Annotated in this window: 16 protein-coding genes and 1 riboswitch; of the genes, 12 read left to right on the forward strand and 4 right to left on the reverse strand. The window is 43.2% G+C overall.

Features of this window, described 5'->3' with window-relative positions; all coding sequences use genetic code 11:
- Positions 1-22 precede the first annotated feature (22 nt).
- Together D4N35_RS11265 and D4N35_RS11270 are read right to left on the reverse strand one after the other, a co-directional pair.
- The gene (locus D4N35_RS11265) at positions 23-235 is read right to left on the reverse strand and encodes a capping complex subunit for YIEGIA (protein WP_120073606.1); all 213 of its coding nucleotides are present in this window, start codon (positions 233-235) and stop codon (positions 23-25) included.
- Positions 236-248: 13 nt separating this feature from the next.
- Positions 249-1,124, reverse strand: a complete 876-nt coding sequence (locus D4N35_RS11270) for a YIEGIA family protein (RefSeq protein ID WP_120073608.1) — start codon at positions 1,122-1,124, stop codon at positions 249-251.
- Between the two features lie 427 nt (positions 1,125-1,551).
- Here D4N35_RS11270 and D4N35_RS11275 point away from each other — a divergent pair, with 427 nt between their 5' ends.
- From D4N35_RS11275 to D4N35_RS11285, 3 genes are all read left to right on the forward strand, one after another.
- The gene (locus D4N35_RS11275) at positions 1,552-2,559 is read left to right on the forward strand and encodes an ABC transporter substrate-binding protein (RefSeq protein WP_120073610.1); all 1,008 of its coding nucleotides are present in this window, start codon (positions 1,552-1,554) and stop codon (positions 2,557-2,559) included.
- Positions 2,560-2,632: 73 nt separating this feature from the next.
- Positions 2,633-3,493 (forward strand): ABC transporter permease, encoded by an 861-nt coding sequence (locus D4N35_RS11280; RefSeq protein ID WP_120073612.1) that lies wholly within the window; start codon positions 2,633-2,635, stop codon positions 3,491-3,493.
- Positions 3,490-4,686: a quaternary amine ABC transporter ATP-binding protein gene (locus tag D4N35_RS11285; protein ID WP_120073614.1), complete on the forward strand. Its 1,197-nt coding sequence runs from the start codon at positions 3,490-3,492 to the stop codon at positions 4,684-4,686. The genes D4N35_RS11280 and D4N35_RS11285 overlap by 4 nt, the downstream gene beginning before the upstream one ends.
- 44 nt (positions 4,687-4,730) lie before the next feature.
- On the opposite strand, the gene D4N35_RS11290 is transcribed toward D4N35_RS11285, so the two are convergent.
- On the reverse strand, positions 4,731-4,931 hold the full coding sequence (locus tag D4N35_RS11290) for a hypothetical protein (protein WP_120073616.1): 201 nt from the start codon (positions 4,929-4,931) through the stop codon (positions 4,731-4,733).
- A gap of 182 nt (positions 4,932-5,113) precedes the next feature.
- On the opposite strand from D4N35_RS11290, the gene D4N35_RS11295 reads away from it, so the two are divergent.
- The 9 genes from D4N35_RS11295 (at position 5,114) to D4N35_RS11335 (ending at position 13,376) form a co-directional block, all read left to right on the forward strand.
- Entirely contained in the window at positions 5,114-5,995 is an 882-nt protein-coding gene (locus tag D4N35_RS11295) for an FAD synthetase family protein (protein WP_164876351.1), read from the forward strand.
- 313 nt (positions 5,996-6,308) lie between these two features.
- Entirely contained in the window at positions 6,309-7,247 is a 939-nt protein-coding gene (locus D4N35_RS11300) for an AEC family transporter (RefSeq protein ID WP_120073715.1), read from the forward strand.
- An 83-nt stretch (positions 7,248-7,330) separates the two neighbouring features.
- Positions 7,331-7,431, forward strand: a riboswitch (TPP riboswitch).
- Positions 7,432-7,535: 104 nt separating this feature from the next.
- On the forward strand, positions 7,536-8,222 hold the full coding sequence (gene tenA / locus D4N35_RS11305; protein WP_120073717.1) for a thiaminase II: 687 nt from the start codon (positions 7,536-7,538) through the stop codon (positions 8,220-8,222).
- Between the two features lie 68 nt (positions 8,223-8,290).
- Positions 8,291-9,085 (forward strand): bifunctional hydroxymethylpyrimidine kinase/phosphomethylpyrimidine kinase, encoded by a 795-nt coding sequence (gene thiD / locus D4N35_RS11310; RefSeq protein ID WP_120073620.1) that lies wholly within the window; start codon positions 8,291-8,293, stop codon positions 9,083-9,085.
- Between the two features lie 13 nt (positions 9,086-9,098).
- On the forward strand, positions 9,099-9,725 hold the full coding sequence (thiE, locus tag D4N35_RS11315) for a thiamine phosphate synthase (protein ID WP_120073623.1): 627 nt from the start codon (positions 9,099-9,101) through the stop codon (positions 9,723-9,725).
- A 182-nt stretch (positions 9,726-9,907) separates the two neighbouring features.
- Positions 9,908-11,116 carry an MFS transporter gene (locus tag D4N35_RS11320; protein WP_120073627.1) on the forward strand — a complete coding sequence of 403 codons (1,209 nt, stop codon included), beginning with the start codon at positions 9,908-9,910 and terminating at the stop codon, positions 11,114-11,116.
- Positions 11,117-11,294: 178 nt separating this feature from the next.
- Positions 11,295-12,122 (forward strand): LysM peptidoglycan-binding and 3D domain-containing protein, encoded by an 828-nt coding sequence (locus D4N35_RS11325; RefSeq protein ID WP_120073629.1) that lies wholly within the window; start codon positions 11,295-11,297, stop codon positions 12,120-12,122.
- 92 nt (positions 12,123-12,214) lie between these two features.
- A complete protein-coding gene (locus tag D4N35_RS11330; protein WP_164876352.1) occupies positions 12,215-12,643 on the forward strand; it encodes a general stress protein in 429 nt (142 codons plus the stop codon).
- A 109-nt stretch (positions 12,644-12,752) separates the two neighbouring features.
- On the forward strand, positions 12,753-13,376 hold the full coding sequence (locus D4N35_RS11335; protein WP_186306602.1) for a lytic transglycosylase domain-containing protein: 624 nt from the start codon (positions 12,753-12,755) through the stop codon (positions 13,374-13,376).
- A 35-nt stretch (positions 13,377-13,411) separates the two neighbouring features.
- Here the strand turns inward: D4N35_RS11335 and D4N35_RS11340 are convergent, their stop codons facing one another.
- Positions 13,412-13,672, reverse strand: coding sequence for a GlsB/YeaQ/YmgE family stress response membrane protein (locus D4N35_RS11340; RefSeq protein WP_120073633.1), 261 nt, complete (start codon positions 13,670-13,672; stop codon positions 13,412-13,414).
- Between the last annotated feature and the right edge of the window lie 210 nt (positions 13,673-13,882).

The raw sequence follows: 13,882 nt of genomic DNA on the forward strand, positions 1-13,882 counted from the left end.
GGGCAAGGCGCTTGCGCTTTTCTTATCTTGCCACGATAATGACAGTTTCATTATTAATTTCATGGGAGGAAGCGTCTAATATTCTTTCTAGGTTTTGGCTCAGCTCCTGCAGCGCCTCCTGGTCCTTTGATAAGAAGACTGGCACACCGCTGTTGATGACCAGATCCTTATCTGTGGTAATGATTGCTTTTATATCTGGGTTTTCAGCCACTTGTTCATTCTTCCTTTCGGACATGGGAGGATTCCTCCTATTTGCCTTTGTTCCCTTCGCTTGGCAGCCTTATCGCGCTGTCAAGCACAGGGACATGCTCGAGCACCGTTTTGATTTGTTGAAATTCCTTCTCTTGCGGCATGAGAAACAAGGCGACTCTCCCGTCATCCATATTTCTTTTTGAGAGGGGAACAATATCTGGTTCACCTGTATCCAGGTAGGCCCCCAATATATTGGCAACGTGATGGAGCATGGCCTGCCTTTGTCCAAGATTTGAGATGATCACAACGCTGTTTTCATTTCTTGGCGTAATGATGGCTCCAACCCCCCGTTCCAAAATCAACTTTCGGCTTGCTTCCAATCCGACATTTTTTATATGAATATCACCGACATAAAGATTAGGCCCTTCAAAACGAATAACCCCCTCGGAGACGTCGGCGATTGCTGCCAAAATGTTCCCTGTCATCTTATGCTTTACTATAAAAAGCATGATGATCCCGGCGACAATGCCTGCCCATGGTAAAAAAACGGTAAACAGGGCGGTAATCAGGGCAGTAAACATGACAAGATAGTTTCTGCTTTCAAAAGCTTGGGCCATCCCTTCTATGAAAGGTGTTCCGCGTTTTACCAGTTCGCTTGAATCTATATTTGTCAGTGTCTCCCGCTCCATTTTTCTCACTTCCCGGAATTGGGTTGCTGCCAGTCCCAAAAAAGTGACGGCGGTCCAATTCGATTCAAGTACCGCCGGGACGGCAACTGCTCCGATAAAAGAAGCAATAAATCCCATTGAGAGGTGAATGATCCGTCCCTGCGGATATGTCGGGTACTGCCTGAAGTCAGTGCGAAGCAACAACCCCCGGGCTATACAGCCAAAAAAAATTCCGATTAGCACGGCCAACAAATTTTGATCCATATAGATACTCCTTTTTAAACACGGCAACTGTCCTAATATATTAGCTTAACCACCCGGAAAGATTATATGCCCGGACGAAGACAAGGAGAATTTGGGCTTGAAAAAAGGAATAAAAAAGTTTATTAAAGCTGAAGCAGGGTATTGGTACCTACCTGAATAAAAATCTATTGAACAGGGTAGATAAACAGAGCATTCAGCAATATAAGTAAACGACGGCAGATAAATTCCAGGCTAACTCTGTCTCAGCGGGATTAATCACTTAAATCGGCGCTTATACTCGTTTGATATCATCATGCTAGTTCGATAAGCTAAAACAGTGGAACATGTTTCGAAGCATTTTATTCAATTTTTCACTCATTTTGTTACGTAATAAAATGACGGACTTCAAGTCTAAAACATTTATAAAAAGAGAAAAGGAGAAGAAAACGTGAAAAAAATCGGCAGCATTCTAGCCGCAGCAACGCTCCTTTTGTTAACAGCTTGCGGGGGAAGCGGAAGCAGTGAAAGAAAATCCAAAAATGGAATGGATAAGATAGTATTTGCTGATGCAGGGTGGGACAGCATCAGGATTCATAACGCAATTGCCCAAAAAATCATTGAAGAAGGATATGGATATAAAACCGATGTGACAGCGGGATCAACCTCAGCCACACTTCAAGGGCTAAGAAAAGGCGATATTGATGTATACATGGAAGTTTGGACAGACAATGTCAAGGAAGTGTATGAAGACGCCATTGAATCAGGCGATATTATTAAAACTTCGGTCAATTTCGATGACAACGACCAAGGCCTGTATGTTCCTTCCTATGTCATTCACGGTGATAAAGAGCGCGGCATCAAACCACTGGCACCGGATTTAAAAACAGTGGAAGATTTAAAAAAATATCCCGATGTTTTTGCGGATCCTGAGGATCCCGACCGGGGAAGGGTGATCAATGCACCGAGCGGCTGGGTGGTGGCTGATCATATTGATGCTAAGTTTGAAGCCTACGGCCTGGATAAAACACTCAACAATTTCAAGCCTGGATCAGATTCGGCAATAGTTGCGTCACTGGTTGATGCTTATAAATCAGGAAAAGGCTGGGTCGGATATTATTGGTCCCCGACAGCGATCACTGCCAAGTATGATCTAGTCCTGCTCGAAGAACCGGAATATGATGAAAAAACTTGGGAAGAAACAAAAAAGACAAAATTCCCTCCAAATGACGTCGTCACAGCGGTAAACAAAAAAATGCCTGAGAAGGCACCTGAAGCTGTGGAATTTCTTAAAAATTATGAAACCAGCAGTGCATTGACGGAGGAAGCCCTGCAATACATGGAAGACGAAGGAGCCTCGGCCGAAGAAGCCGCCATTTGGTGGATGAAGGAGCACGAAGATGTGTGGACGAAATGGATCCCTGAAGATAAAGCACAAAAAGTAAAGGAAGCACTTTAAGTATCTGGCAGCTGGCCGCTTGTGCCGGCTGCTTTTTCTCAATCGAAATTAGAGAATGGGTGAGGGTAATAGTATGATGGAATTTCCGGATATAAGGACAAATTTAGGCAGTTATGCCAGCGATCTTGTCGATTTTCTTGACAGGACCCTGGAAGGATTTTTTGACTTTCTCTTTTTGATTACTTCCAAGTCAATCAATGGGATACAGGATTTTTTATTGTGGATGCCCTGGTGGTTTTTTATCATTGTGGTCTTTTTGCTCGGATGGTACTTCCGATCTGTTTTTTCAGGTGTTTTATATGCGGCATTTATCTTTTTGATCGGTACATTTGGCTTGTGGGAAGATATGATGACAACAATCGCCATTATCGTGACCGCAGTTCTCATATGCCTGGTTATCGGCATTCCATTGGGGATATGGATGTCTTACAGCAAGGGCTTTTCGACAGTTATGCGACCGATTTTGGATGCGATGCAAACAATGCCGAGCTTTGTTTATTTGATTCCTGCCATCTTTTTCTTCGGTTTAGGTAACGTCTCCGCGATTTTCGCTACTCTTATATACGCTTTGCCGCCTGTTATCCGATTAACCGAGCTTGCTATCCGTGGTGTTGATAAAGAAGTCATTGAGTCGGCGCAGTCATTTGGATCATCCAGATGGCAAATGCTGCGAAAAGTCCAGCTTCCCCAAGCTCTGCCTACCATCATGGCCGGAGTAAACCAGACAACGATGATGGCACTTGCCATGGTTGTCATTGCTTCCATGGTCGGCGCATCAGGCCTGGGAGAACAAGTTCTTGTCGCGATTAACCGCATCGATATTGCATTGGGCTTCGAGGCTGGGATAAGCATTGTGTTTTTAGCCATTATTATTGACCGGATTACGAATGGCGCCGCCGATAAGTTTCAAAAACACAGGAGGGTAGGGCAATGACAACACAAATCAAGGTTGAGCATGTTTCAAAAATATTCGGCCCCAAACCGAAGTCTGTCATCCCTTTGATTAAAAAAGGCATGTCCAAGGCAGAAATTCTGAAGAAGACCGGGCATACAGTAGGCGTTTACGATGCCTCGCTTGAAATAAAAAAAGGTGAAATTTTTGTGATTATGGGCTTGTCCGGCAGTGGGAAATCCACTTTGATCCGCTGTTTTAATCTATTGAATAAACCGACCGACGGTGCGATCTATATAGACAATGAAAATATTATGAAATGCGGCAATGCTGGATTAAAGAAAGTAAGGCAGGAAAAGATCGCCATGGTTTTTCAGCATTTCGGGCTGTTCAGCCATAGGACGGTTCTTGCAAATGTGGAATACGGTCTTGAAATCCGCCAAATCCCAAAAAAGGAGCGGAGAGAAATTGCATTGAAAAATATCGAGATCGTGGGCTTGAAGGGATATGAGGATAAATATCCGGATGAATTGTCCGGAGGAATGCAACAGCGGGTCGGATTGGCCCGGGCATTATCAAATGATCCCGACATCCTGTTGATGGATGAACCTTTCAGCGCACTGGACCCCCTGATCCGGAGAGAAATGCAGATTGAACTGCTCGATATCCAAAACAGGCTGCAAAAAACCATCATTTTCATAACGCATGATGTGAACGAGGCATTCAAAATGGGGGACCGGGTAGCCGTTATGAAAGACGGGCATGTTGTCCAAGTCGGCACACCGGAAGAAATAATCGAAAACCCTGCAAATGACTATATCTCCGAGTTTATCAAAGACATCGACCGATCAAGAGTGATTCAGGCCAGTCATGTGATGATCAAGCCGAATGCTCTCGTCTCCTTAAAGGACGGCTTGAATGTGGCAATCAAGGAAATGCAGGCAAACGGAATTTCAAGCGTCTTTGTCGTTGACCGCCAACGCAGCGTGAAGGGAATTGTAACGATTGATGATGCAATCAAGGGACTTAGAGAGAAAAAACGGCTGGAAGAAGTAATGCGTCATGATATAACGGTGGTAGATGAAGATGTATATGTGAGTGATTTGATTCCGAAAGTGTTGGAATCGAAATTTCCACTTGCTGTCGTAAATGAAGAGAATAAGCTGACAGGGTTCATTTTACGTGTCCATGTTCTGGCAAGTTTGACACCGGAAAACGGGATTGAAATACAGTAATCAGAAAAGAGGAGCCAGCTTAATATCTGCTCCTCTTTTTTGTATCACCTTGATAACAGCGACCTGAGCGCTTTTACAATAAGGACTACGGAAAAAAGAACGATGATGATGACAGAAACGATCATAATGACTGTTGAAAAAGCTGCAAGAGGTCCTGGAAGAAGAATTGTCAAATACAGAAGGGCGTATCCGGCAACAATGGCTGCCAGATAAAGGCCAAAAGATGTATTTTCAAAGAAAGACATGGTAACACACCCCCTTTACCATCATTTTATGTACAACCCAAGACATTGGTGAGGCCAATTTATTGAATGAAATAGAAAGGGATTTAAGAATTATATGATAATTATTGAAATCGTATATGAAGTGGTATATGATACAGAAAAGAACAACCTTCCTGTAAAAAACGATGACGGTGGTGTTAGAAGTGGAAACAGTTTATATAAAAGGACCGTTTGATGTGAAAGCGCTGGAAAATGAACCATGTGTCATGGCTCTTGGTTTTTTTGACGGCGTTCATTTGGGACATCGGAAATTGATTGAAACCTCCAGAGGCATTGCCGAACGGAAAAATCTCACATTGGCAGTAATGACCTTCTTTCCTCATCCGAGCAATGTCCTGCCAACGAATCAAAAAATAAACAAATATTTATCACCTTTAGATGCCAAAAAGGAGATTTTTAAAGATTTAGGTGTTGAAAAACTTTTTATTGTGACATTTAATCACGAATTCGCCAAACTTGCACCGGCGGATTTCGTTCAAGAGTATATTTGCGGATTAAATTGCACACATGTTGTGGCCGGATTTGATTTTACCTATGGATACAAAGGCCAGGGAAACATGGACCGCATAAAGGATGACGGAGACGGAGAATTTGATATCACGGTTGTTTCTAAGGAATCGTATAAGAATATTAAGATCAGTTCCACTAAAATCAGGGAACTATTAAATGGCGGAGCGGTAGAGCTGGTCCCTCATTTTTTGGGAAACTTTTACTCTACCTGCGGACAAATTGAAGATGAATCATACGATTTAAAAAATCAAAAGACAATGGTGAAAGTAACTTTCAAGGATTATATGCTTCCTCGCAAAGGAACGTATTTGGTCCGTTTGAAGACGGAGCAGAACATGATTGAAGGAATCTGTACACTTTCTGAAAATACTCCGGACGTCCATACAATTCGTGTTCATTCGAATGATAGGCTGCATCTAAAGCCCACTGTTAAGGTCGAATGGATTTCGGAACTGGAAACGCTCCCAAAAGGCGAAGGGGCCGGGACGGAAGAAAAAGATCAGATGGTTGTTTGATACTGTTCATTTTTATCCCGCATTAACGGGCAGTAAGACTCCACCTCAAAACTTTAGATGAATCGGGTAGTTTAGGCGGTAGATCAACTGCCCGTAACAGCCCGATTCGTTCAACTAACAATCAGTGGGGGATGAAGAAAACGCCCACTGATTGAAGTTTCACTTTATCTGTTGTCTTACAAAAAACTTTATGTATAATTAGACGAGTGAAGAATGATGCATTGACTGCATTCTGTTGAAAAGAGATGCGGCCAATCGATTTCTTCGCTTTTTTCTGTTAATGTCAGTTTTCGGTGCGGAAATGGGGAGAGAAATGGAGTTTACAATTGTTTTTCAATCAATACTTATTATTACGATGATGATTATCATCGGTGCGATATTGGCAAGAACTTCGCCGCTAAATAATGAAACACGGACCTTATTCATCAATATGATCGTTAATGTGGCAATGCCATGCATCATTTTATCAAGTATTTTCCATGTAGATATGAATGAAGATATGTTCCGGAAAATTGTATTGGTTTTTGTGTTATCCATCATTATTAATGTTGTCGGTATCGCAATGGGCTGGATTTTTGCGAACCTTTTTCAAAAAGGGTCGAACCGCACCAGGGAAATTGCTTTACTGTCAGGACTCGGCAATACCGGCTTTATCGGAATCCCGCTGTGCGCTGCATTATTGGGCCCTGAAGGGGCGCTGTATGCGGCTATTTTTGATGCCGGAGTTGACGTCACAATTTGGACAGTCGGGGTTGTGATGCTGCAGAAGAACCGGAAATTTGCATTGCAAACATTAAAATCGATGATTAACATTCCGACAGCTGCCATCGTCATCGGCCTGTTTGCTGCTTTTTTCAATATGAAGCCTCCGGAAATAATCATCGGATTGACAGATCGGCTTGCCGCCCTGGCAGCTCCGCTCGCCATGTTTTATATTGGGATGATGATTATGGGGCTGCAGCGGGGAATTGTACGCCAGTCTGTGCCCCAAACATGGGTTCCGATTACCGTAAAGCTCATATTGCTCCCGATTGCCACCATATTTATGATTCATTTGTTTAATTTTGATGCTGTGTTGATACAAACGGTGCTCATTCAATCGATGATGCCTACCATTACGTTGGCATCCATTCTGTTTGCCAGGTATTCGGCCGATGAACAGATGGGGGCTTTAACTACCGTTCTATCCACGCTTCTCGGGTTGATCACCATCCCGTTCATGGTCTATATCATGAGCTTATTTATCAACTAGGCTTGCTTTTTGAAATATTCCTGCTATAGTGAAGATTGAACGCATCTCTTATTTCTTCGTTTAATCCAAAAACAGAATACGATTGTGTCTGCTAGGGGAGCTTTATGCTGAGAGAAATCATTGATTGATACCCTTTGAACCTGATCTGGTTTATGCCAGCGTAGGGAAGCAGGCTGAGAATACGTTATTTGTATTGCTATGCAGCCGCTTCCTTTTAAGAGGGGCGGTTTTTTGCGTTTAATAAGCGGGGATGAGAGGCGCAATAAACATGAAGGAGCTGTACATAAAATGCGAGTGGACAAGATGTTATTTACTGACAGACTTTATGAAAATGCCAAGGAAATTTGGGAAAAGAGCTATCAGCATCCGTTTGTTCAAGGAATCGGGGACGGGACGCTCTCTGAAGATAAGTTCATCTACTATATGAAACAAGATTATGTCTACCTGATCGATTATGTAAAACTGTTTGCCATCGGCGTGCAAAAGTCTCAGAATCTTGAAACGATGGAGCGGTTTGCCCATTTGCTTCATGAACATCTTCATTTTGAGATGGAGCTGCATCGGCAATATGCTGCGGAATTCGGAATAACAAGGGATGAATTGGAGGAAACCAAACCAACTCCTGTTAATCTTGCCTATACCCGCTATATGTTAAATGTCGCCCACAACGGAACACTTGCCGAATTGATTGCAGCTTTGCTCCCATGTGCCTGGCATTATGCTGAAACCGGCAAACGGCTGAAAGAACAATATAAAGGCAGTTTGGAAAGCAATCCTTATAAGAAATGGGTAGAAACATACTCATCAGAAGAGTTTGGCGCATTGGGAGAATGGCTGATTGAATTACTGAATGAGCTGACAAACGGTAAGCCGGAAAGAGAACTGTCGCTGCTTGAAAAGCATTTCCTGATCACATCCAAATATGAATATCTCTTCTGGGATATGAATTACCACAAACAAGAATGGCAGATCTGATGTTTGTCTTATGAGCAGGAGGGGGGCTCATGATGATATAAAAAATAGAGCGATTGGAGGTTTGCTTCATGAAAACAGCACTTACCATCGCCGGCTCTGATTCAGGGGGCGGAGCCGGGATACAAGCGGATTTAAAAACATTCTCTGCCCTGGGAGTATTCGGGATGTCAGCGATTACAGCCATCACTGCCCAGAATACTGTAGAAGTCAGATCTGTTCAAAATATTGACTTGGATATGATCAGTGATCAGATTGCAGCCGTTTTTGACGATATAGGCGTGGATGCTGTAAAAATAGGCATGCTGGGTACTTCGGCAATCATCAAAACAGTTGCAAAAAGTCTAATAAAATACAAACCGGAGCATGTTGTACTGGACCCTGTCATGGTTTCAAAAGGGGGCCACCATTTGCTGGAGCGCAATGCTGTCGCTGAACTCAATGAAATGCTGCTGCCATTGTCTTCGCTGGTTACCCCGAATATTCCTGAAGCCGAAATTTTATCCAGCAGGAAGATAAATTCGGAACCTGATATGTATAAGGCTTGCCGGGATATCATGGAAAAAGGGCCAAAAGCAGTGCTCATAAAAGGCGGCCATCTGGATGGGGACCCCAATGACCTGTTTTACGACGGAAAACAATTTCATTTATTTAAAGGTGAACGGGTTGAAACGAAAAATGTCCACGGGACCGGATGCACGCTTTCATCCGCCATTGCTGCTCACTTGGCGAAAGGTGAGAGTATGTTGACGGCCATCGGAAATGCGAAGGATTACATTACGGCTGCCATTGCCGAAAGCCTGGACATCGGACAAGGACACGGCCCAGCCAATCATTTTCACCATTTTTATGAGCAGGTCTATTAAGGGGTAGGGGTAATTGAAGTATGATATTAATTATAAACTTTATTTAGTGACAGAAGAAGATATGCCTTTCGAACAGCTTTTGCCGGTCATCAAACAGGCCGTAAGCGGAGGTGTAAGCCTCGTTCAATTAAGGGAAAAAAGTTCCGAAGGGCGGATTTTTTATAAGAAGGCCCTTGAATTGAAAAGCTTCCTCGATACATTATCTATACCATTAATTATAAATGACCGTGTGGATGTTGCTTTGGCAGTAGGTGCCGCAGGAGTCCATGTCGGACAATCAGATCTTCCGCTGGAAGCGGTAAAAAAGATCATTCCGGATTCCATGGTTGTCGGAATATCCGCCCGTACCGTGGAGGAAGCCGTTCTTGCAGAGGAAAAGGGGGCGGATTATATTGGCGTAGGTTCCATCTTTCCGACATTGTCAAAACCTGATGCCAAGCTCCTTCCAAAAAGAATGCTGGAAAAAATAATTGAATCCGTAACCATTCCTGTTGTAGCCATCGGCGGCATCACCGAACAAAACGCAGGAATGCTTCAGGAGTATAAGATAGACGGATTAGCTGTAATATCATCAATTACAAGAGCTGACGATCCAAAATCTGCAGCGGAGCGGTTATTAAAAAATGCATTTAGAGGATAAAATTAAACATGAAAGCCGGCCTTGTTGTCAAGGGCCGGTTTTTTCAGCTGCAAAGGAAAAAGGATTGTTTATGCTTAAACAAAAAGCTTCGCACGACGAAATATTATTCTTGTATTATTTTCCTATTCGCTATATGTTTAAAAGAGCAGTGTTCCAAGTTTTTTTAGCGAAAGGTGAAAATAATGAAAAGAGAAAACAGTTCAACCAAGGGTAAATTATGGACAAAATCCTTCACATTGTTAGTGCTTGCAAATTTGTTTATATTTATGAGTTTCCAGATGCTGATTCCGACAGTCCCGCCTTATGTAAAGAAACTGGGGGCCTCAGGCATTGAGATCGGCATGGTCACCATGGTATTTTCGATCGGTGCTGTACTTATCAGGCCGTTTATCGGTTATTTATTGGAATTTTGCCAACGGCGGTGGCTTATTTTAATTGGAGCGGCAGGCCTTCTGCTTGTTACCATTCTGTATCCCCTTACGCAAATCGTGTTCATCCTGTTGTTATTCCGGTTTCTGCATGGATTTATGTGGGGATGGTCTTCAACCGTTAATGGAACGGCCGCGGTTGATATCGTGCCCAATGACCGAATCGGGGAAGGGATGGGGTATTTTGGGCTCTCCATAACAGTTGGCATGATCATCGCTCCCAGTGTCGGTATATTTTTGTATCAAAATTATTCCTTTGATATCATGATCATTTTTTCCGCAGTTCTGGGTTTTATCGCCCTCATAATGTTTTCTATTATAAAATATCAAACACCGGAAAGCGTAAAAATGATAAAAAAAGAGGATGTTCGTTTTTCATTTTCGGGATCGTTCATCGAAACGTCCAGCTGGTTCCCGGCTTTTATCACATTGCTGGCCACTTTTGGGTATGGCACGATTGTCACGTTTATCGTTATTTTTTCCGAAGAGCGCGGAATTGACCAAATTTTTTTATTCTATATTTTGAATGCTGTTACCGCAACACTTGTCCGCCCGGTAACGGGAAGGTGGTTCGACAGGAACGGGCCAAAGATTTTGGTGATCGTTTGTTCGGGACTGACTTTCATATCCATGTGGATACTATCTTTCTCAACCGGCTGGGAGGGAATTGCCATTTCAGGCTGCTTATTCGGAGCCGGATATGGTTCTTTGATTCCTGCCCTTCAGGCATGGGTACTGGCAAAAACGCCAAAAACCCGGAGAGGGGTGGCAAATGGGATGTTTTATTCAGCAATCGATGTGGGGATCGGAATGAGCGGACTAGTTTTTGGAATGGTTGCCCTATTTATTGATACAGCTAAATTATTCCAAATCTCCAGCTTTTTCTTTATTGCTGTCATAGCTTTCACATTATTTGCCGGGGAAAAAACATTTTACCAGCACAGCAAGGATGTCGATATTTGAAAAGCGCCTTTGTCCCTATTTGCATGCATTTATCTAATACTATCGTAATGTGCCGGATGTAACAGCATGCAATATATTTGTAATAGAAGATAAATAATCCTGTTATTCGTTTGATATGTTCCTCTGTTAGCATAGTCATCGTTAGCGATCTTCGACTAACAAAAAAGGAGGAACAAAAATGAGAAAAAAGCTTATCGCATTTTTCACAGGGGCCATCATTGCAGGGGTATTTGCAGGTGGGCAGGCATCAGCTGCAGCAGAGGCATATGAGGTTCAGCAGGGCGATTCTTTATGGAGCATCTCGCAAAAGTACGGAACCTCAGTCCAACAGTTAAAGTCCTGGAACAATCTTTCCAGCGATCTCATTTTTCCCAATCAGCAGCTACATATTTCTGCCGATACGGCTGTTAATAAGGAACAAAATATAGATGATATATATACAGTTAAATCAGGGGATTCCTTATGGAAAATCTCACAAAAATTTGGAGTCCAAGTCAATGAGTTAAAAGCTTGGAACAATTTATCATCTGAACTGATTCACCCCGGCCAGAAGCTGGCGGTACAAGGCAGTGCAGTTCCGGTGCAGACTGAGGCGGTAAACACAGTTTCAGAACAACCGGCACCTGCTGCTGCACCTGCACCGCAGCCTGCACCTGAACCTGAACCAGCTCAAGCGCCTGCTCCTGCTGAAAAGGAAGTGTCCGCAAGCCCGCAAGGCAAGGAAATGACTGTAACGGCAACAGCCTATACTGCTAGTTGCAATGGCTGTTCCGGTGTTACGGCAACAGGCATCGATCTTCGGGCAAATCCCGGACAAAAGGTGATAGCCGTGGATCCATCCGTCATCCCACTCGGTTCAAAGGTTTTTGTGGAGGGATACGGAACAGCGATTGCCGGTGATACAGGCGGAGCCATCAAGGGCAACAAAATTGACGTTTTTGTGCCGTCAAAATCGGAAGCAATGAATTTCGGTGTCAAAACGGTAAAAATTAAAGTGCTGCATTAATAAATCACCTTTGAGAGACCTAACCACGAACGGTTAGGTCTTGTTTTATATAGGCAGGAAAAAGGGTACGATAATGGAAAGGAGGAATGGGCATGAGTATTAGTGTTGTAGGCATATACGATACAGAGGAAGAAGTGATAGGCGTCATCAAAACATTTCTTCTCGAAGGTTTTAAAGAAGATAATTTCTCTGTTTTGGCAGTGGATGAATCCAAAACAGAATTAATCGAAAATGAAACAAATGTTCACGACAGGCATGCGGCCAGCGAAGAGGTATTTGGAATCATCAGCGGTTTTCTCACAGGGATTAGCGGAGGATTCGTCGTCCCCGGGTTGACGGTTCCGGGATTGGGCCCTATTATTGCCGCCGGTCCCCTGGCATCACTCGTGGAAGGGAAAAGCCATAAGGACGTCAAGGATCTGTTGATTACATCGGGATTAAAAGCGGAAGAGGCAAAAAAGTATGCTGATCAGCTGTATGAAGGCAAAATTATATTATTTTATGAAAGCCGAGCATCATAAGGAGGCCGGTTTTCCTTGCCAAAAACGGAAAACTTTCCGATAATGGGAGAGCGGGCAGGGATGAATGCCCAATCATGGCAGGGTGCTGTTTGAGAAGGAGAGACTATAAATGAATAAAATAAGCAAAAAAAGACCTGCGGTTCAAAGTAAACCATCCAAAAGAAAACGCAGGGTTTTGCTTATGCTCATATTGCCTTTTGCAGCCTTCATGCTGTTGCTTACATATTTGGACAAACAAAACATAGAGAAACAAGATCCACAGCCCAATGAGGAAGTTCCAAGTGAATTCATGCCAATTTATAAAGCCGCCGAAATGGAATACGGTGTTCCCTGGTATTTGTTGGCGGCGCATCACCGGGTTGAAACGATTTTTTCCACAATGGATCCGATGATTTCTCCTGTTGGTGCCGAGGGACATATGCAGTTCATGCCATGTACATTTGTAGGCTGGTCGCATCCCAGTTGCGACGGGCTTGGTACAGGCGATATCCCCGAAGATGAAAAAACCGATCCTGCCGTGATAAAAAAATACGGCGGATACGGCGTTGATGCTAATGGGGATGGCAAGGCCGATCCATGGGATATCGAAGACTCGATATTTACTGCAGCGAATTATTTGGCAAAAAACGGAGCAGCAGCAGGCGACTTCGAGAAAGCCGTTTTTGCCTATAACCACAGCAATGAATATGTCGAGGAAGTTTTATATTACGCTGAAAAGTATCAAAGAAAATAGAAAACGGGAGCATAAGCTCCCGAATCCAAGGCAATTTAAGATTTGCGGCCTCTGGCCATGGCTCCCATAATAAGGCTGAGAACCAATACCAATATAATAGCTCCGATCAACGCAGGAACAATTGCGATGCCTGCCATCGTTGGTCCCCAATTCCCGAATAACGCCCCGCCAATCCATGCTCCAATAATACCTGCAATGATATTACCAATAATTCCTCCAGGAACATCCTTCCCTAAAATCAATCCGGCAAGCCAACCGATAATTCCGCCAACAATCAGATATAATAGAAAGCCCATGTAAAATCATCTCCTTCTTGGATTTTTCTTTTTGCCTTTGTTTTATTATTGCCTGATCGCCTAAAGGATAAACATTTTTTTACCTTCCCATGCTATCCCGTTTTTCATTGTGAAGAGCAAAATTTCCGACCCATTAACTTCGTTGTCATGAAGAAGGATTACATTATTTTAATAAGAGATACTTATTGTTTTCAATAACTTTCTTATTAT

Origin of the sequence: Siminovitchia fortis, assembly GCF_003605365.2 — a bacterium.
GTDB classification, from domain to species: Bacteria; Bacillota; Bacilli; order Bacillales; family Bacillaceae_C; genus Siminovitchia; species Siminovitchia fortis.